Source organism: Allobosea sp. P1_B10 (assembly GCF_056406735.1).
In genome coordinates this window covers 253,371-270,486 of the sequence record NZ_JBFTZP010000004.1, presented here as the reverse complement: position 1 = coordinate 270,486, position 17,116 = coordinate 253,371, and the positions used below count along the sequence as shown (strand labels likewise).

At 66.1% G+C, this 17,116-nt stretch carries 17 protein-coding genes; 7 read left to right on the top strand and 10 right to left on the bottom strand.

The genetic code is table 11. From position 1 onward, the window contains the following. The first annotated feature begins 184 nt into the window (after positions 1–184). Entirely contained in the window at positions 185–976 is a 792-nt protein-coding gene (locus tag AC1D2L_RS11920; protein WP_476846082.1) for an invasion associated locus B family protein, read from the top strand. A 150-nt stretch (positions 977–1,126) separates the two neighbouring features. Then, complete coding sequence (locus AC1D2L_RS11915; protein WP_476846081.1) at positions 1,127–2,233, top strand: matrixin family metalloprotease; 1,107 nt, start codon at positions 1,127–1,129, stop codon at positions 2,231–2,233. A gap of 7 nt (positions 2,234–2,240) precedes the next feature. On the opposite strand, the gene hspQ is transcribed toward AC1D2L_RS11915, so the two are convergent. Both hspQ and AC1D2L_RS11905 read right to left on the bottom strand, forming a co-directional pair. Then, positions 2,241–2,570 carry a heat shock protein HspQ gene (hspQ, locus tag AC1D2L_RS11910; RefSeq protein WP_476846080.1) on the bottom strand — a complete coding sequence of 110 codons (330 nt, stop codon included), beginning with the start codon at positions 2,568–2,570 and terminating at the stop codon, positions 2,241–2,243. 123 nt (positions 2,571–2,693) lie between these two features. Next, positions 2,694–3,743 carry an HpcH/HpaI aldolase/citrate lyase family protein gene (locus AC1D2L_RS11905; RefSeq protein ID WP_476846079.1) on the bottom strand — a complete coding sequence of 350 codons (1,050 nt, stop codon included), beginning with the start codon at positions 3,741–3,743 and terminating at the stop codon, positions 2,694–2,696. Positions 3,744–4,018: 275 nt separating this feature from the next. Here AC1D2L_RS11905 and AC1D2L_RS11900 point away from each other — a divergent pair, with 275 nt between their 5' ends. Together AC1D2L_RS11900 and AC1D2L_RS11895 are read left to right on the top strand one after the other, a co-directional pair. Beyond that, positions 4,019–4,990 (top strand): AEC family transporter, encoded by a 972-nt coding sequence (locus AC1D2L_RS11900; protein ID WP_476846078.1) that lies wholly within the window; start codon positions 4,019–4,021, stop codon positions 4,988–4,990. A gap of 8 nt (positions 4,991–4,998) precedes the next feature. After that, positions 4,999–6,141, top strand: a complete 1,143-nt coding sequence (locus AC1D2L_RS11895; protein ID WP_476846077.1) for a CaiB/BaiF CoA transferase family protein — start codon at positions 4,999–5,001, stop codon at positions 6,139–6,141. On the opposite strand, the gene AC1D2L_RS11890 is transcribed toward AC1D2L_RS11895, so the two are convergent. After that, positions 6,111–7,283 carry a UbiH/UbiF family hydroxylase gene (locus tag AC1D2L_RS11890; protein ID WP_476846076.1) on the bottom strand — a complete coding sequence of 391 codons (1,173 nt, stop codon included), beginning with the start codon at positions 7,281–7,283 and terminating at the stop codon, positions 6,111–6,113. The genes AC1D2L_RS11895 and AC1D2L_RS11890 overlap by 31 nt on opposite strands. A 151-nt stretch (positions 7,284–7,434) precedes the next feature. On the opposite strand from AC1D2L_RS11890, the gene AC1D2L_RS11885 reads away from it, so the two are divergent. The 3 genes from AC1D2L_RS11885 (at position 7,435) to AC1D2L_RS11875 (ending at position 10,095) form a co-directional block, all read left to right on the top strand. Continuing rightward, complete coding sequence (locus AC1D2L_RS11885; protein ID WP_476846075.1) at positions 7,435–8,409, top strand: quinone oxidoreductase family protein; 975 nt, start codon at positions 7,435–7,437, stop codon at positions 8,407–8,409. Positions 8,410–8,577: 168 nt separating this feature from the next. Continuing rightward, a complete protein-coding gene (locus AC1D2L_RS11880) occupies positions 8,578–9,705 on the top strand; it encodes a hypothetical protein (RefSeq protein WP_476846074.1) in 1,128 nt (375 codons plus the stop codon). Between the two features lie 21 nt (positions 9,706–9,726). Further along, on the top strand, positions 9,727–10,095 hold the full coding sequence (locus AC1D2L_RS11875; protein ID WP_476846073.1) for a hypothetical protein: 369 nt from the start codon (positions 9,727–9,729) through the stop codon (positions 10,093–10,095). Positions 10,096–10,252: 157 nt separating this feature from the next. Here the strand turns inward: AC1D2L_RS11875 and rimO are convergent, their stop codons facing one another. From rimO to AC1D2L_RS11840, 7 genes are all read right to left on the bottom strand, one after another. Beyond that, complete coding sequence (gene rimO / locus AC1D2L_RS11870) at positions 10,253–11,572, bottom strand: 30S ribosomal protein S12 methylthiotransferase RimO (protein ID WP_476846072.1); 1,320 nt, start codon at positions 11,570–11,572, stop codon at positions 10,253–10,255. Between the two features lie 209 nt (positions 11,573–11,781). After that, a complete protein-coding gene (locus AC1D2L_RS11865) occupies positions 11,782–12,642 on the bottom strand; it encodes a sulfurtransferase (protein WP_476846071.1) in 861 nt (286 codons plus the stop codon). After that, positions 12,639–13,076, bottom strand: coding sequence for an OsmC family protein (locus tag AC1D2L_RS11860; RefSeq protein ID WP_476846070.1), 438 nt, complete (start codon positions 13,074–13,076; stop codon positions 12,639–12,641). Before AC1D2L_RS11860 ends, AC1D2L_RS11865 begins: the two co-directional genes overlap by 4 nt. Before the next feature lie 67 nt (positions 13,077–13,143). Next, positions 13,144–14,190, bottom strand: coding sequence for a sulfate/molybdate ABC transporter ATP-binding protein (locus tag AC1D2L_RS11855; protein ID WP_476846069.1), 1,047 nt, complete (start codon positions 14,188–14,190; stop codon positions 13,144–13,146). A 16-nt stretch (positions 14,191–14,206) separates the two neighbouring features. Then, on the bottom strand, positions 14,207–15,070 hold the full coding sequence (cysW, locus tag AC1D2L_RS11850) for a sulfate ABC transporter permease subunit CysW (protein ID WP_476846068.1): 864 nt from the start codon (positions 15,068–15,070) through the stop codon (positions 14,207–14,209). Further along, on the bottom strand, positions 15,063–15,911 hold the full coding sequence (gene cysT / locus AC1D2L_RS11845) for a sulfate ABC transporter permease subunit CysT (protein ID WP_476846067.1): 849 nt from the start codon (positions 15,909–15,911) through the stop codon (positions 15,063–15,065). Before cysT ends, cysW begins: the two co-directional genes overlap by 8 nt. A 4-nt stretch (positions 15,912–15,915) precedes the next feature. Then, on the bottom strand, positions 15,916–16,947 hold the full coding sequence (locus AC1D2L_RS11840; RefSeq protein WP_476846066.1) for a sulfate ABC transporter substrate-binding protein: 1,032 nt from the start codon (positions 16,945–16,947) through the stop codon (positions 15,916–15,918). Positions 16,948–17,116 lie beyond the last annotated feature (169 nt).

Genomic DNA, 17,116 nt, shown 5'->3' with positions numbered 1-17,116 from the left:
CGGGGCTGGAATCCGTTGACGGAACTCGCTAAAGGGCGGTGCAAGGTGTCATGCAAACGCCTCAATCACCCTTGATGTGCACAGGCCTGACGATGGCCGGCGCCAAGATGCGGTTGGGCTGTCTATGGTGACGCGCGCGGCTTGCGAAGTCGTGGTCCCGAATTCGCAGTACAAGGAAAGACAAATGTCCGCTTCGTATCGCCTGACTTCGCATGCCCTGGCCATCGCCGTGAGCGCTGCGCTTGGTTTTGCTCCCATCGCCGCGTCAGCCCAGGCGCAGCGCCCCGCGCAGCGCCCGGCCGCACCGGCCCAGCAGCCCGCCGCGCCAGCGCAGCAAGGCGGCCAGGGCACCGGCCCGACCGTGGTGCAGGTCAAGCCCGAGCCGTCCCAGACGAGCTGGACCAAGGTCTGCGGCAAGGATCCCGCGGCCAACAAGGAAATCTGCTACACGACGCGCGATTTCGTCTCCGACCAGGGCCAGCCCGTGCTCGCCGTGGCGATCTATGACGTCAAGGGCGATCCGAACCGGATCGTGCGCTTCCTGATGCCGCTCGGCCTGCTCCTCAACCCGGGCATCCGCTTCGGCGTCGACACTGCACAGCCGGCCGCTGGCCGCTACGCGGTCTGCTTCCCGAACGGCTGCTTCGCGGAAGCGCAGGTCAAGGACGACTTCATCAACCAGATGAAGAAGGGCACCACGCTCAGCGTCAGCGTCCAGAACCAGGGTGCCCGCGAGGTTTCCTTCGCGATCCCGCTGGCGGACTTCGCCAAGGGCTTCGACGGTCCGGCGATCGACCCCAAGGTTCTCGAGGACCAGCAGAAGGCGCTGCAGGACGAACTGGCCAAGCGCCAGGAAGAACTGCGCCAGCGCCTCGGCTCCGGCGGCGCGAATGCCGCTCCGGGCGCTGCGCCTGCGCCCGGCGTCGCGCCGGCTCCAGGTGCCGCTCCGGCCGTCCCGGCTGCTCCGAAGCCCTGATCGGCCTCGATATCAATCCATGGGAAAGCCGGGCTCGCGCCCGGCTTTTTCTTTTTGGGGTTGTTTGGGGGGCGGTCCTGGGCAAACTGACGATGGGGAGGGGGTGATGGCGACCGCGTGATGTCGCCGTGACCAGCAAGGAGCCGCTACATGCCAGTGCTGAGCGGGGATAAATGGGTCACGCCGGGACAGCAGTTCCCGACCGTGACCTGGAGTTTCGCGACCGCCAACTACGATTTCAGCAATCAGTATGTTGGCTACTACAATTTCGAGGGCCAGATCGCGAACTCCTACCGACCATTGGTGAGGTCGGCGTTCGATGCCTGGGAATCGGTATCGCAGATCGACTTCGTCGAGGTGTCGGATGGGCCGCAGGTCGATATCCGCCTCGGCGACATCTTCATCGATGGCTCGCCACGGCCGGGCGAGGTCACCAGGCTCGGGATCGCGCAGTCCTGGACGATGGGAAACATCTACTCTGCGGCGCAGATTTGGTTCGATGTCGACGCGTATGACGAGCGGGCCACCTTCTACCAGGTCTCGCTTCACGAGATCGGCCATGCGCTCGGCCTCGACCATTCGAGCGATCCCGCCGACACGATGTACTATCTGAGCAATCCGCAAAACGAGTCGGGAAAGCTCTCAGCGGGCGACATCGCCGGCGCACAGCAGCTTTACGGTGTGCGCGCCGGAACTCCGACAGTGAACATGGATTTCGCGACGGCCGCCGCGAGCCTGTTCTTCCTGGGGGCGTTGCCTACGGCGGCGCAACTGGCGAGCCGCGGCGACTTTGCCGAAGCCCAGTACAATTACTACGCGAACGTCCTCAAGGTCGCTGATCCCGCGATCGGGCCCTATGAGGCTTTTGGCGCGGCGCTTTCAGGCGAAAGTGCCTTCCTCAGCAAATACGGCGCGTCGATCGACACCGGCACCTTCGTGCAGCATGCCTATCAGGATGCGTTTCACCGCGCGCCGACCGCCGCGCAGGCGACGCATTTCCTCGATCAGGTCAGCTACTTCCGCGCGCTTTACATCAGTGTGGGAATTGCGCCGGGCCAGGCCGAGATCCAGGCTCGCGGCGCCGCCGTCGGCCAGATGCTCGGCTTTGCCATGATGACCGCTGCCGAGCGCGATCTTCCCGCGCAGACGCTGGATGACACCGTCAACGCCTACCTGGCCAAGGGAGCATTCTCCGCCGTCGGCCTCGTCGGCGCGCAGGACGACGCGGGCGTCCACGCCTATCTCGGGGTCGGCTGAGCCGGGCTCAGTTCAATCCGGCGCGGTCGATCGTGTAGCGACCCTTTCGGTCGCGCCGGAAGAATTCCTTGGCCTGGGGATGGCGCACCGGGCGGCCGGACTCGTCGCTCACCAGGTTCTGCTCGGACACGTAGGCGACATACTCGGTGTCGTCGTTCTCGGCGAAGAGGTGATAGAAGGGCTGGTCCTTGGAGGGACGCAGGTTTTCCGGGATCGCAGTCCACCATTCCTCGGTGTTGGCAAACACCGGGTCGACGTCGAAGATGACGCCGCGGAACGGATAGACACGGTGCTTGACCACCTGGCCGATCCTGAATTTTGCCTCGCGTGCTTCCATGACAGGCTGCGGTCCGTGTTGTCGCCGAAGAATTTTGATCGCCGGCTATAGTGTTGCCTCGCGCTTGCGTGAGGAATGCGACGCAAATACGTCAAAATCAACTGCTTGCACGTAATCTCACGGTCATAATCCATAGTGGGGAGCAAGGGACGGGTCGCGCTCGGCAACCTGCCTTGCGAGATCGGCGATGACTTTCGCCTGTTTCCAGGTCGCATCGTCCTGCATCTTCCCGTCGATCATGACGGCGCCGGAGCCATCGGGCATCGCCTCGATGATGCGCTTGGCAAACAGGACCTCGGCGGGATCGGGGCTGAAGACGCGTTTTGCGATCTCGATCTGCGATGGGTGGAGCGTCCACGCGCCGGAACAGCCTAGCAGGAAGGCGTTGCGGAACTGGGCCTCGCAGGCGGCCGTGTCTGCAAAGTCGCCGAACGGCCCGTAGAACGGCTTGATGCCGGCGGCGGCGCAGGCATCCACCATCTTTGCCAGCGTGTAGTGCCAGAGGTCCTGCTGAGCGATGGCGCGCGGCGAGCCATCGGGGGAGGGGTCGGCAATGACCTTGTATTCGGGGTGCCCGCCGCCGACGCGCGTCGTCTTCATGGCGCGCGAGGCCGCGAGATCGGCGGGCCCAAGGCTCATGCCATGCATGCGCGGCGAGGCGGTGGCGATGGTGTCGACGTTCTTGACGCCCTCGGCTGTCTCCAGGATCGCGTGGATCATGATCGGCTTGGGCAGGGCGTGGCGGGCCTCGAACTGCGCCAGCAACTGGTCGACATAGTGGATGTCCCAGGGTCCCTCGACCTTGGGCACCATCACGACGTCGAGCTTGCCGCCGATCTCAGCCATGATTGCGGTGATGTCGTCGAGAAACCAGGGCGAATTCAGTGCGTTGACCCGCGCCCACAGGCCCGTCTTGCCGAAATCCACCGCCTTGCCCATGGCGATGAAGCCGTCGCGTGCGGCCTGCTTGGCCTCGACGGGAATGGCGTCCTCGAGATTCCCGAGCACGATATCGACCGTGCCGGCGAGGTCGCCGACCTTGGCGCGCACCTTCTCCAGATGCGGCGGCACGAAATGGATCATCCGCTCGAGCCGAAGCGGCAGCTCGCGATACGGTTCCGGCGCACCGATGGCGAGCGGGCGAAAGAACTGGCGCGGCGTCTTGCTGGTCATGAATGGCTTCCGTGCTGCGTCGCAGCAATGTGACGGACCGCGCCGGGCCCGTCCATCACGCTTTCGTCTGTCGCGCGCAATGAGAGGAAATGCCTAAGATTATATACCCACCGGAGAATTAGGCTAAAATTCCTGGGAACTCAGTCCTTGATAGGCGGTGCGGGTCTGGCGATACGGCGCCAACAGCCTTGTAAGCGGGCCCGAAGGGGCTAAACGGCAGCCAAAGCGGCTGCGCAAGATGTGTCAGCGCGCCAGCCAGGGTGTCTTGGATCCGCATGGCCGATCTCGTCGAAATTTTCAATCTGGTCGCGCCATTCTTCGGGCTGATCCTGCTCGGCTTCGCCATGGGGCGTTACAAGAAGCTGCCGGAAGCCGGGCTGGCCTGGCTGCAGTTCTTCCTGATCTACGTCGCGCTGCCGCCGCTGTTCTATCGACTGATTGCCGACAAGCCCCTGAGCGAACTCGCAAACTGGCGCTTCATCGCCACCACGACGTTCGCGACGTTCCTGGTCTTCTCGCTGTCCTTCGTCGTGGGGATGAGGTTCACCGGGCGCAACCTGCCGCAATCGGTGATGCAGGGCGTCGCGGGCTCCTACTCCAACATCGGCTATATGGGGCCGCCGCTGATCCTGGCGGCTCTCGGCGCTGCGTCGAGCGCGCCGCTGGTCCTGATCTTCGTCTTCGACAGCATCCTGCTGTTTTCGCTCGTACCATTCCTGATGGCGCTGGCCGGCGTCGAGAAGCGCAGCCTGCTGGCTACGGCCGGCGATATCGTCTGGAAGGTCCTGACGCATCCTTTCAACGTCGCCACGGCGGCCGGGGTGTTTGCGGCCTTTACCCATCTCCAGCTGCCGAGCGCGCTCGACAAGATGACATTGTGGCTGTCGCAGGCGGCCGCGCCCTGCGCATTGTTCCTGCTCGGCGTCACCGTCGCGCTGCGGCCGCTGAAGCGGATGCCCGGCGAAGTGCCTCTGCTGGTCCTGATCAAGCTCGTGCTGCATCCGCTGCTGGTCTGGGTGCTGCTCTCGGCCTTCGGCAGCTTTCCCGACCACTGGATCTTCACAGCGGTGATCATGGCGGCGCTGCCGCCGGCGCTGAACATCTTTGTGATCTCGACGCAGTACAAGGTCGGGATCGAGCGGGCCTCGGCCTGCATTCTGGTGGGCACCATCGTCTCGATGGGCACGTTGACGGGCTTCCTGTGGCTGGTGAAGACGGGCAGGATGGCGGCCGACCTGTTCCCCTGAGGGTGCCCATGCTGCCGCTGGACGATCTGCTGGTCCTGGATTTCTCGACGCTGCTGCCGGGGCCGCTGGCGAGCCTGTTCCTGGCCGAGGCGGGCGCAGAGGTGATCCGGATCGAGCGGCTGGGCGGCGAGGACATGCGCCGCTTCCCGCCACGCTTCGGCGAGACCTCGGCCCCCTATGCCGCCCTCAACCGTGGCAAGGCCAGTGTGGAGATCGACCTCAAGGCCAGCGATGCGCTGGAGCGCCTGACGCCGCTGATTGCACGCGCCGACATCGTGATCGAGCAATTCCGGCCCGGCGTGATGGCACGGCTCGGCTTCGGCTACGAGGCACTGAAGGCGATCAATCCGCGCGTGATCTACTGCTCGATCAGCGGCTACGGCCAGAGCGGGCCTCGGGCGCAGCAGGCCGGGCACGACATCAACTACCAGGCGATCTCAGGCCTGCTCGGCCAGTCGCTGAAGCGAGGTGCGAGCCCGCCGCTGCCGCCGCCGCTGGTCGCCGATATCGGCGGCGGCACCATGCCGGCGGTGCTCAACATCCTGCTCGCCTTGCGCCAGCGCGAGCGCAGCGGGCTGGGTTGCCAGCTCGATATCGCCATGGCCGACGCGATGCCAGCCTTCGCCTGGTACGGGCTGGCTCAGGGCCAGGCGACGGGGCGCTATCCAGACGGCGGCGACGGGCTCTTGACCGGCGTCAGCCCGCGCTACGGACTTTACGCAACGGCGGATGGCTGGTTCCTGGCGGTCGGCGCGCTGGAGCCGAAATTCTGGGATGCGTTCTGCGAGGGAATCGGCCTCGCGACGGAGCTGCGCGACGACCACCGCGATCCCGAGGCGACGCGCAGCGCTATCGCCGATCTGATCGCAAGCGAACCGGCGTCGCATTGGCGCCAGCATCTGGAGCCGCTCGACTGCTGCTGCACGGTGGTGCGCACGCTCGGGGAGGCCGTCGAGGACACGCACCTTACCGCGCGCGGTCTGCTGGAGGCACAGGCCGAGGAACCGGGCGGACGGCGGCTGGTCTCGACGCCGCTGCCGCTGGCGCCCGTGTTCAGGGAACAGGCCGCCCGCCTGCAAAAGGTGGCGGCATCGGGCGAGGACACCACCCGCCTGCTCGGTCAGCCGGCGCTGCCGCCTGCCAGGCCCTGACGCATCACCAGCCGCCTCAGCGGCCCGATGCGCGATAGCGCCAGCAGCCCGGCGCCGCGCAGCAGGTCGGCGGGCACGAGATCGGTCAGCAGCGTGCGGTTGAGCATGTCGACCGCGCCGGTACGCAGTCGTACATCCGACTGGCGGGCGCCGTCATAGGCGGCCATCGCAGCCTCCCCGCCGGGGTCGCTCTCGCCGCGCAGAGCCTCGCGCAAGGCCGCGACATCGCGCAGGCCGAGATTGAGCCCTTGCGCGCCGATAGGCGGAAAGACATGCGCGGCCTCGCCGACCAGCGCCATGCGCTGCGCCGCGAAGCGCTCGACCGAGAGCCCGCCCATCGGGATTTTTCCGCGTGGCCCAGCCAGAGTGAGTGCGCCGAGCAGAGAATGCGTCTGCGCCTCGACACGGCGCGCGAAGGCGGTGTCGTCCAGCCCTGAAACGTGAGCGGCCTCAGCGGGGTCGAGCATCCAGACCAGCGAGGAGCGCCGGCCGGGCAGGGGCACCAGCGTGCAGGGGCCCTTCCGCGTGTGGAACTCGGTCGAGGCGTCGTGATGGTCGCGGCGGTGATTGAAGATGCCGGTGAGCGCCGTCTGCGGATAGCTCCAGTCGCGCGCCGCAATCCCGGCGGCCTGGCGCACGCGGGAATTGCGGCCATCCGCGCCGATGACGAGGCGTGCCCTCATCTGTTCGAGTCCTGGGCCCGCTAGAGTCACGTAATCTGGCGTTGCCGCGATCTCAGAGATCAGCCCCTCGACCAGCGTGATGGCCGGCTGCTGCCGCACCCTCTCGACGAGCGCCGCGACGAGGTCGGCATTTTCGACGTTCCAGCCAAACGCTTCGAGCCCGACCTCCGAAGCGCGGAATTCGACCGGCGGCTGGCGGAACAGGCTGCCAGTGTCGTCGACGAGACGCATCACCGCGAGCGGCGCGGAGGTTTCGGCCAGCGCCGCAGTGACGTCGAGCGCGCCGAGCATCTGCCAGGAGCCCGCCAGCAAGGCGACGGTCCGGCCATCACGCGGCGCGGCCGTGGTGCCGACGACCGTGACGCTCCAGCCTTCGTGGGCGAGCGCCAGCGCGGCGACGAGGCCGACGGCGCCGGCGCCGACGATGGCAATATCGGTGTGTGCGAGATCGCTGCTCATGCCTTTCGCTAGCGCATGATGCGCGCTTTGGCGATTGGCCGGCTCGCCGCAGCCTCGGCGCTGGACGCCGATCGCCATCCCTGTCCCGACATTGCAACCGACGGGGCCTAGTCCCTATGGTCAGCGCCATTCACGTTAGGGAGATCGAGCCATGGTCAAGGCTATCCGCATTCACAAAACCGGCGGCCCCGAAGTGCTGCAGTGGGAAGACATCACCCTGCCGGCGCCGGGGCCCGGCGAGGTGCTGGTCAGGAACCGGGCCATCGGGTTGAATTTCATCGATACCTATTTCCGCACCGGCCTGTATGCGGCTCCGCAGATGCCGTTCGTGCCGGGCAATGAAGGCGCCGGCGATGTTCTAGCCGTCGGCCCCAATGTCACCGAGTTCAAGGTCGGCGACCGCGTCGCCTATGTCGCGACGCTCGGCTCCTATGCCGAGGAGCGAGTGGTCGCCGTCAACTCGGTGGTCGCGCTGCCCGGCACGGTCTCCTACGAGGCGGCCGCCAGCATGATGCTGAAGGGCATGACGGCTGAGTACCTGCTGCACCGGACCTACAAGGTGAAGGCGGGCGACACGATTCTGGTCCACGCCGCGGCTGGCGGAACCGGGCTGATCCTGTGCCAATGGGGCAAGGCGCTGGGCGCGACCGTGATCGGAACCGTCGGTTCGCAGGAGAAGGCCGAACTGGCGAAGGCCCATGGCGCCGACCATACGATCCTCTATCGCGAGGAGGATTTCCCTGCCCGCGTGAAGGAACTCACCGGCGGAAAGCTTTGCCAGGTCGTCTATGACGGCGTCGGCAAGGACACCTTCCTCCCTTCGCTCGACTGTCTCAGCCCGTTCGGCGTGCTGGCGAGTTTCGGCAACGCCTCGGGCACCGTCGAACCGTTCAATCTCGGCCTGCTCGGCCCCAAGGGATCGCTCTATGTGACGCGCCCGACGCTGTTCACCCATATCGCCAAGCGCGAGACCATGATCGAGATGGCGGCGAACCTGTTCGAGGCTGTCGGCTCCGGCAAGGTCACGGTCCCCGTCAACGCGACCTTCGCTCTCCAGGACGCAGCGAATGCCCATCGCGCGCTGGAAAGCCGCGGCACGACGGGCTCGACGGTGCTGATCCCCTGAGATCGACCATCTAGGCAGCTGCAAGCATTGCCGTCATCCCGGGCGCCCTTCGATCGCGCGGGATGACGAGACGTTGCGGAGATCGCATGGCGCTGCCAAATCCTGCCGCGATTTGACGGTAGGTGACGGCATCGCCGCCCGGCGGTGTCGTCATGGGAAGTCGAGGGAATGCGGCCTGCGCTTGCGCTTGTTCTGACCACCGCGCTTGCGGCGGGCGCCATCATTGCGCCGGCCGGCTGGCGGCATTGGCAGTTGCTAGCTGCTGCCGACGATCCTGTCGCACTCTCGGAGTTGCGGCTTGGCGAGGTGACCAGCGAGGCACGGATCGCGGCCGAGATCGATGCTGCATTGGCTGTGCGCGACAGCGAGCTCGCCGAGAGTTTCGTCGCGCTGGCGAAGGCGCGAGGCCTGCCAGTCTCGGTTGAGCAGCAGCAACGCATCGCGGCGCTCAAGGAGGGATCGCTGGGACAGACCCTTGCCGATTTCAGCCATGGCTTCGTTGCGGGGGATCGCGAGGGCGGGGCAGCCTTCGCCGGGGCGCTGACGGGCGACGTCATCGGCTTCGGCGATCTGCGCGATCTCGCCGGCGAGGGCCGAAAATGGCTCGGCGGGCAGGCTACTGATGCCACCGTCGTTGCGCTCGCTGCGGCAGGCCTGGCGCTGAGCGCGGCGACCGTGACCAGCCTCGGCAGCCTGCTTCCCGCCCGCAATGGGCTGAGCGTGGTCAAGTCGGCGAGCAAGGCCAAGCTGCTTTCGCCGGCGCTGGCGAGCAGTCTTGGCCGTGCCGCCGTGCAGGCGGTGGACCGGCCGGCGCTCGCGGCCAGCCTCGCAGCCGCCGGTCGGCTCGATCTCGTTGCGGCGCGCAGCGCAGCCGGGGGCATCTTGAAGCCTGCAGCGATGGCGCGCCTGACCGGGCTCGGACAGGATGCCGGGACGCTCTATGCCCGGACCGGCCAGCGCGGCGTCAGGCAGGCGCTGGCCATCGCCGATGACGCCGCCGATATCCGCCGGGCCGCGACGCTGGCCGCCAGCAAAAGCACGACCGTGCGGGCCACTTTGAAGCTGCTGGGGCGCGGCGCACTCGTGCTCGGTGCCTTCAGCCTGACGGCGCTGGGTTGGTCCTTTGCCTTGGTCGGATATGCGCTGGCGCTTGCCATGCTCGCGCAGCGGCTAGGTTGGTGGCTGGGCCGCCGCAGATGGCTCGGTGGCGGCCGGCGGCGGCGTTCAGAAAAAATCTGCAGCCGGCGTGAACCTGCGGGCGCGGTCCTGCGACCAATGAGTGTCAGCGCATGCTGATCCTCATTCGGGAGACAGGTCATGAACCGCACTCTTCGTTTCGCCGGGCTGGTCCTGGCTTCGCTCACGATCTCCACAGTCGCGATGGCCCAGCAGGATGGCGGAGGGCGCGGCGGTGATGGCGCAGGTGGCGCTGGAGGCGGTGGCGGGGACTCGTCGGTCCTCGAGGTGCTGCGTCAGGACGCACAGAAGGCTCGCCTGACACGGGCCGTGCAGCCCCGCCGCGGCTCCCTCGATTGCGTCACCCATGTCTGCGAGCAGCCTCCGGGAACGCAGTACCCGCCTCGTGAACGCATCGCCCAGTTCGAGGCAAGCTGTGGCGGTGGCGAGGTTCTGATCCTGCTCAGGGCGGATGGACGTACGATCCGCTATGTCTGCCGCAATCTGTGAGGAGGCTACCTTGGCTCAGCCTTCATCCTGAGGAGCCGCGCAAGCGGCGCCTTGCAGGATGGTCCAGCGCAGCTCCGCACCCCTGCGAGCATCCTTCGAGACGCCATTCCGGATGGAATGGCTCCTCAGGATGAGGGCTGCGTGAAGTAGACAGTACTCAGACCGCCACGCCGTGGAGGTCGTAGGCGTCGGCCCGCTCGATCTTCACAGTGACGATGTCGCCGGCCCTCAGCGGACGGCGGCTCGAAACGTAGACGCTGCCGTCGATCTCGGGCGCATCCCATTTGGAACGGCCCCTGGCGACGGTCGGCCCGGCCTCGTCGATGATGACCTGGACGCGCTTGCCGACGCGGCCCTTGATGATGCGGGTCGAGATCTCGGCCTGCGCCTTCATGAAGCGGTGCCAGCGCGCCTCCTTGACCTCTTCGGGAACCAGCGGCAGCCCGAGTTCGTTGGCGGGCGCGCCCTTGACCGGCTCGTATTTGAAGCAGCCGACGCGCTCGAGCTTGGCGTCCTTCAGCCAATCGATCAGGAAGTCGACATCCTCCTCGGTCTCGCCGGGGAAACCGACGATGAAAGTCGAGCGGATCGCGAGATCGGGGCAGATGTCGCGCCATTTCCGGATGCGGTCGAGCGTGCGGTCCTGATGGGCCGGGCGCTTCATCGCCTTGAGGACATTGGGAGAGGCGTGCTGGAACGGAATGTCGAGGTAGGGCAGAATCAGCCCTTCCTGCATCAGCGGGATGACCTCGTCGACATGCGGGTAAGGATAGACGTAGTGCATGCGCACCCAGACGCCCATCTGGCCAAGTTCGCGCGCCAGCTCATAGAAGCGGGTGCGGACCTCGCGGCCCTGCCACATCGACGGCGCATACTTGATGTCGAGGCCGTAGGCGCTGGTGTCCTGCGAGATGACCAGCAGTTCCTTGACGCCCGCCTTGACCAGCTTCTCGGCCTCGCGCAGCACGTCGCCGATCGGCCGCGAGACGAGATCTCCGCGCAGCTTCGGGATGATGCAGAAGGTGCAGCGATTGTTGCAACCCTCTGAAATCTTGAGGTAAGCATAGTGACGTGGGGTGAGCTTGATGCCCTGGTCCGGCACGAGATCGACGAAGGGATCGTGGCGCGGCGGCACGGCTTGGTGCACGGCCGCGACGACGCTCTCATAGGCCTGCGGGCCGGTGATCGCGAGCACGTTGGGGAAGGCTTCGCGGATCTGCTCGGGCTCGGCGCCCATGCAGCCGGTGACGATGACCTTGCCGTTCTCGGCCATGGCGGAGCCGATGGCCTCGAGCGATTCGGCCTTGGCGGAGTCCAGAAACCCGCAGGTGTTGACGATCACGAGATCGGCGCCTGCATGGCTCTTGCTGAGCTCGTAGCCGCCGGAGCGCAGCGAGGTGATGATACGCTCGGAATCGACGAGGGCTTTTGGGCAGCCCAGCGAAACGAAAGAAATCTTCGGCGCGACGGCGTTCATCGGCTGGCTTTTCGACAGTTTTGAAAAGGAGGCGGCGCGGCATGGCTCGCGCACGGCGCCTCCTTTGAACTGTTTCAGTCTGTTTGGCAAATTAGATGATGTCGCGCCGGAGCGTTCCCGTCATTGCGAGCGAAGCGAAGCAATCCAGATATGGAGCGCTCTATGGCCCTGGATTGCGTCGCTGACGCTCGCAATGACGGTCTAGCTCGTCAGGCGCCTGTGGCGACTGGCCGCTCCGGATCCTGCGTCCAGTCGGTCATCGAACCGTCATAGAGAGCGACCTCGTCGCGGCCGAGAATCTCCGACAGCACGAACCAGTTGAGGGCCGCCGAGTGGCCGGTGTTGCAATAGGAGATCGCCGGGCCGCGCGGCACCGCCGCATAGACCCTGCCGAGGTCTTCGGCGGACTTCAGCTTTCCCGTGGCGGTGTCGAACGCCTCGACATAGTCGCGTGCGACGGCGCCCGGAATATGGCCGCCGCGGGTGGCCTCGGGCGCCTTTTCGCTGCCCTCGAAATAACTGGGACCTCGCGCATCGACGAGGGTGGCGAGGCGGCTGCGCGAGGCGACCAGCGTGGCGTCGGTGTTGCTGCGCAGGCGCTGCTGCATCACCACCGGATAAGGCTGCGTCGATTTCGGTGCCGATGGCCCGGTCTCGACCGGTCGCGCGGAATCCGAAGCCCAGCCCTTGAAGCCGCCATCGAGGATCGCCTGCTGGCCGTGGCCGATCAGCTTGAGCGTCCAGTAGATGCGTGCGGCGGCGGCGAGATCCGTGGCGCTGGAGCCCGCCGGCACGAGCACGACGTCGTCATGCGGCTTGATGCCGAGCCGGCCCGCGAGTTCCGCGAGATGGCTGAGCGAGGGCAGCATGCCCGGTGCGTTGCCGACCTTTGCGCGCCAGCCGTCGGCGGCGTAGTCGGTGTGGACGGCGCCGGGGATGTGCCCGGCCTCGAACTCAGCCTTGCCGCCATCGGCCGCCGTGCGGGTATCGATGATGACGAGATTGTCGTCGCCCAGGCGCGCGAGCAGCGCTTCGGGCGAGATGAGACCTGCGAATTCGTTGTCGCTCATTCCGCGGCTACCTTTCGTGTCTCGTCGGTGACTTCGAGGGTGTAGGTCACTTCGGCCGTCGCTCCGAGCATGATCGAGGCCGAGCAGTACTTGTCCTTCGACAATGTGACGGCACGTTCGGCCTTGGCATAGGAAAGCCCATGGCCGCTGACGCGATATGTCAGGTGGATCTTCGTGAAGACTTTCGGGTCGGTCGTGGCGCGCTCGGCCTCGACCTCGACATCGCAGCCGGTGACGATCTCGCGGCCCTTCTTGAGGATCTGCACGACGTCGAAGCCGGTGCAGCCGGCCATGCCGATCAGCAGCATCTCCATCGGGCGGATGCCGATATTGCGGCCACCATACTCTGGCGCGCCGTCCATCATCACGGAATGGCCACTGCCGGCCTCGCCCATGAAGGCCATGCCCTCGACCCAACGCGCACGCGCTTTCATATCAAGCTCCAGTCCAAATCACTCGAAGGGCAGGCTAGCGACTGGCGGCCGGCAAGGCGAGCCCGCTTCAGGCTGCGGCAAACAGCGAGCCATGGGTGATGCGCAGGCGGATGCGTTCACCGATGGCTGGCGCGACCTGGCTCGCCAGGTCGACGTCGAGCCGCCGGGCCAGCCCCTGTACCGCCACCTCGGCCCGCCGCAGGGGGCCATTGCGGCGCAGATGCTCGACCACGCCCGGCAGCGACATCGGCACATCGTCGACGATGCGCAGGTGCTGCGGACGGACATAGAGGGAGGCCGGTCCGCTCTGGTTCTGGGTCAGGCCGCCGAGCACGGGACGGTCCCCGAAAAAGGCCTGGCTGCCGGCGACCTTGACCGGCAGCTTGTTCACCTCGCCCAGAAATTCGCAGACGAACGGGGTCGCCGGCAGGTCGTAGACGTCATCTGCCGTGCCGACCTGCTCGATGCGTCCGTCGTTGAGGATCGCCACCCGGTCGGCCAGTTCGAGTGCCTCTTCCTGGTCATGGGTGACGAAGACGGTGGTGTGGCCGGTGCGGCCGTGCAACTCCCGCAGCCAGGCGCGCAGATCTTTCCGCACCTTGGCGTCCAGTGCCCCAAAAGGCTCGTCGAGCAGCAGCACGCGGGGCTCAATGGCAAGCGCGCGGGCCAGGGCGACGCGCTGGCGCTGGCCGCCCGAGAGCTGGCTGGGATAGCGGCGCTCCAGCCCCGGGAGTTGTACGAGTTCGAGCAGATCGCCTACGCGCTTGCGGATATCGGCGGCGTCGGGCCGCTCGCGGCGGGGGCGCGACTTCAGGCCGAAGGCGATGTTCTCGGCGACGGTCATGGTCTTGAACAGCGCGTATTGCTGGAAGACGAAGCCGATGCGCCGGTCACGCAGTGAGAGGTCTCGCATGTCGGTCTCGCCGAACAGGACGCGGCCCTGGTCGGCCTGCTCCAGACCCGCGATCAACCGAAGCAGAGTCGTCTTGCCGGAGCCCGAGGGCCCTAGAAGTGCGACGAGTTCGCCCGGCTGGATGTCGAGCGAGACGCCGCGCAAGGCTGGCACCGTATCGAAGGTCTTGGCGATCGATTCGATTGTGACGGAGACCGTCATGACTGGATCTCCTTCATCAGTGCCGGCGACTTGCCGCGATGGAATCGCCGAAGCGCCATTCCAGCAAGGTCTTGAGCGCGAGCGTGACGAGTGCCAGCCCGGCCAGCAGCGAGGCGACCGCGAAGGCGGCTGCGCCCATGTACTCGTTGTACAGGATCTCGACATGCAGCGGCATCGTGTTGGTGAGGCCGCGGATCTTGCCGGAGACGACCGCGACGGCACCGAACTCGCCCATGGCGCGAGCGTTGCAGAGCAGCACGCCATAGAACAGGCTCCATTTCACGTTCGGCAGTGTGATCCTGAAGAAGACCCGCCAGGGCGAGGCGCCGAGCGTCAGCGCCGCCTCCTCGTCGGCCGAGCCGAGTGCCTGCATGTGCGGGATCAGTTCGCGCGCGACGAAGGGGAAGGTCACGAAGATCGTCGCCAGGATCAGGCCGGGCAGGGCGAACACGATCTGGATGTCGTTGGCCTGCAGCCAGGGACCGAGATAGCCCTGGGCGCCGAAGAGCAGCACGAAGACGAGCCCCGAGATCACCGGCGAGACCGAGAAGGGCAAGTCGATCAGGCTGATCAGGATGTTCTTTCCGCGGAACTCGAACTTCGCCACGGCCCAGGCGGCGGCGATGCCGACGATGAGATTGAAGGGTACCGCGATGGCCGCCACCAACAAGGTCAGCCGGATCGCGGCGAGCGCATCGGGTTCAAAAATGGCCTCCTTGTAGGCCTCCCAGCCCTTGGTCCCTGCTTCGACGAAAACAGTCGCGAGAGGCAAAAGCAGGAACAACAGGAGAAAGAGGAGCGAGACCGAGACCAGCGCGAGCTTCACGCTGCGCCTTTCGCTGCGAACACCGGTGTTGTTGCGGGCTGCGGTGTCAGACATCGCCGAACCTCGCGCGTGCTCGTGCCTGGACCAGGTTCACGCCCAGGATCAGCGCAAAGGAGATCAGCAGCATCACCGTCGCGACGACCGCCGCGCCTGCATAGTCGAACTGCTCTAGCTTGATCACGATCAGCAGCGGCGCGATCTCCGAGACCATCGGAACATTGCCGGCGATGAAGATCACGGAGCCGTATTCGCCGACGGCGCGGGCGAAGGCCAGCACGAAGCCGGTCAGCAGCGCCGGCAGGACCGGCGGCAGCACCACACGGAAGATAGTGCGCAGGCGGCTTGCCCCGAGCAGGGCCGCTGCCTCCTCGACATCGCCCTGCATCTCCTCCAGCACGGGCTGGACGGTCCTGACCACGAAGGGCAGTCCGACGAAGATCAGCGCCACCATTACGCCGAGCGGGGTGTAGGCGACCTTGATCCCAAGCGGCGCGAGCAGGCTGCCGATCCAGCCATTGGGGGCGTAGATCGCCGCCAGCGCGATGCCGGCGACGGCGGTCGGTAGCGCGAAGGGCAGGTCGACTGCCGCGTCGATCAGGCGGCGGCCGGGAAATTCGTAGCGCACCAGCACCCAGGCCAGGATTAGCCCGAAGATCGCGTTGACGCTCGCTGCGAAAAGCGCGCCGAGGAAGGACAGGCGTAGGGCTGCGAGCGTGCGCGGCGAACTCACGATCGCCCAGATGTCGGCGGAGCCTGCGCCGGCCGCCCTCACGAAAAGAGCGACGAGCGGGATCAGCACGATCAGCGACAGGGCCGTCAGAGTGATGCCGAGCGCCAGCCCGAAGCCGGGGAGAATGCTCGGCTCACGCCAGCGGAAGGTCCCCGTCGCTGCCATAGGCTCAGCGCGCCGGCTTGTAGAGTTGGTCGAAGGTGCCGCCGTCGCCGAAATGCGTCGGCTGCGCCTTGGCCCAGCCGCCGAAGACGGCGTCTATGGTCACGAGATCGACCTGCGGGAAATTGGCTATGTCCTTGGGGTCAGCGTTTTCGGGATGGCGTGGACGGTAGAAGTTCCTGGCGATGATCGCCTGGGCCTTGGGCGTATAGAGGAACTCAAGATAGGCTTGCGCCTCGACCCGCGTGCCCTTGGCATCGACATTGCCGTCGACCAGCGCAACCGGCGGCTCCGCGAGGATCGAGAGGCTGGGCACGACGATGTCGAACTTGTCCTCGCCGAACTCCTTCAGCGCCAGAAAGGCCTCGTTCTCCCAGGACAGGAACACGTCGCCGATGCCGCGCTGGGTGAAGGTGGTGGTGGCGCCGCGCGCGCCGGTGTCGAGCACGGGCACGTTGGCGAGCACCTTGGCGATGTAGTCGCGGACCTTGGCGTCATCCTTGTTGAAGGCCTTCTCGGCATAGGCCCAGGCGGCGAGATAGTTCCAGCGCGCACCGCCCGATGTCTTGGGGTTGGGCGTGATGATCTGAACCCCGGGCTTGGCGAGGTCGCCCCAGTCCTTGATCGCCTTGGGATTGCCCTTGCGGACGAGGAACACGATCGTCGAGGTGTAGGGCGAGGAGTTGTTGGGTAGGCGCTTCTGCCAGTCGAGCGGAAGCTTTTTCGAGCGCTCGGCGATGGCGTCGATATCGCCGGCCAGCGCCAGCGTCACGACATCGGCGTTGAGGCCGTCGATGACGGTGCGCGCCTGCGCGCCCGAGCCTGCGTGGGACTGGCGGATCGTGGCGATCTTCTTTTCGTGCTTGGCGTTCCACTCGGCGATGAAGGCCGCATTGATCTCGCGGTAGAGCTCGCGCGTGGGGTCGTAGGATACGTTGAGCAATTGGGTCTGCGCGCGGGCGGCGCCGGTGTCGAGGCTCAGGGAAGCGGCGGCCAGGACGAGGCCGGTGCGCAGCAGTCGGGACAGCGTTTGCGACATCTCAGGGCTCCGTTTTCAATCGAGCCGGGCAGAAACTCAGCCCGCGAATGTTCTGAATAACAAACGAAACGTACTGAATTTCCGATCCTGCCTCAACGCGCCGCCGGAACGCATCCGTTCCAAAGATTGTCCACGTTGAGGAAAACCTCACTCCTGGTGATGCGTTCCC

Coding starts and splice junctions, on each gene's coding strand:
- AC1D2L_RS11920 (WP_476846082.1), top strand. CDS start 185: ATGTCCGCTTCGTATCGCCTGACTTCGCATGCCCTGGCCATCGCCGTG.
- AC1D2L_RS11915 (WP_476846081.1), top strand. CDS start 1,127: ATGCCAGTGCTGAGCGGGGATAAATGGGTCACGCCGGGACAGCAGTTC.
- hspQ (WP_476846080.1), bottom strand. CDS start 2,570: ATGGAAGCACGCGAGGCAAAATTCAGGATCGGCCAGGTGGTCAAGCAC.
- AC1D2L_RS11905 (WP_476846079.1), bottom strand. CDS start 3,743: ATGACCAGCAAGACGCCGCGCCAGTTCTTTCGCCCGCTCGCCATCGGT.
- AC1D2L_RS11900 (WP_476846078.1), top strand. CDS start 4,019: ATGGCCGATCTCGTCGAAATTTTCAATCTGGTCGCGCCATTCTTCGGG.
- AC1D2L_RS11895 (WP_476846077.1), top strand. CDS start 4,999: ATGCTGCCGCTGGACGATCTGCTGGTCCTGGATTTCTCGACGCTGCTG.
- AC1D2L_RS11890 (WP_476846076.1), bottom strand. CDS start 7,283: ATGAGCAGCGATCTCGCACACACCGATATTGCCATCGTCGGCGCCGGC.
- AC1D2L_RS11885 (WP_476846075.1), top strand. CDS start 7,435: ATGGTCAAGGCTATCCGCATTCACAAAACCGGCGGCCCCGAAGTGCTG.
- AC1D2L_RS11880 (WP_476846074.1), top strand. CDS start 8,578: ATGCGGCCTGCGCTTGCGCTTGTTCTGACCACCGCGCTTGCGGCGGGC.
- AC1D2L_RS11875 (WP_476846073.1), top strand. CDS start 9,727: ATGAACCGCACTCTTCGTTTCGCCGGGCTGGTCCTGGCTTCGCTCACG.
- rimO (WP_476846072.1), bottom strand. CDS start 11,572: ATGAACGCCGTCGCGCCGAAGATTTCTTTCGTTTCGCTGGGCTGCCCA.
- AC1D2L_RS11865 (WP_476846071.1), bottom strand. CDS start 12,642: ATGAGCGACAACGAATTCGCAGGTCTCATCTCGCCCGAAGCGCTGCTC.
- AC1D2L_RS11860 (WP_476846070.1), bottom strand. CDS start 13,076: ATGAAAGCGCGTGCGCGTTGGGTCGAGGGCATGGCCTTCATGGGCGAG.
- AC1D2L_RS11855 (WP_476846069.1), bottom strand. CDS start 14,190: ATGACGGTCTCCGTCACAATCGAATCGATCGCCAAGACCTTCGATACG.
- cysW (WP_476846068.1), bottom strand. CDS start 15,070: ATGTCTGACACCGCAGCCCGCAACAACACCGGTGTTCGCAGCGAAAGG.
- cysT (WP_476846067.1), bottom strand. CDS start 15,911: ATGGCAGCGACGGGGACCTTCCGCTGGCGTGAGCCGAGCATTCTCCCC.
- AC1D2L_RS11840 (WP_476846066.1), bottom strand. CDS start 16,947: ATGTCGCAAACGCTGTCCCGACTGCTGCGCACCGGCCTCGTCCTGGCC.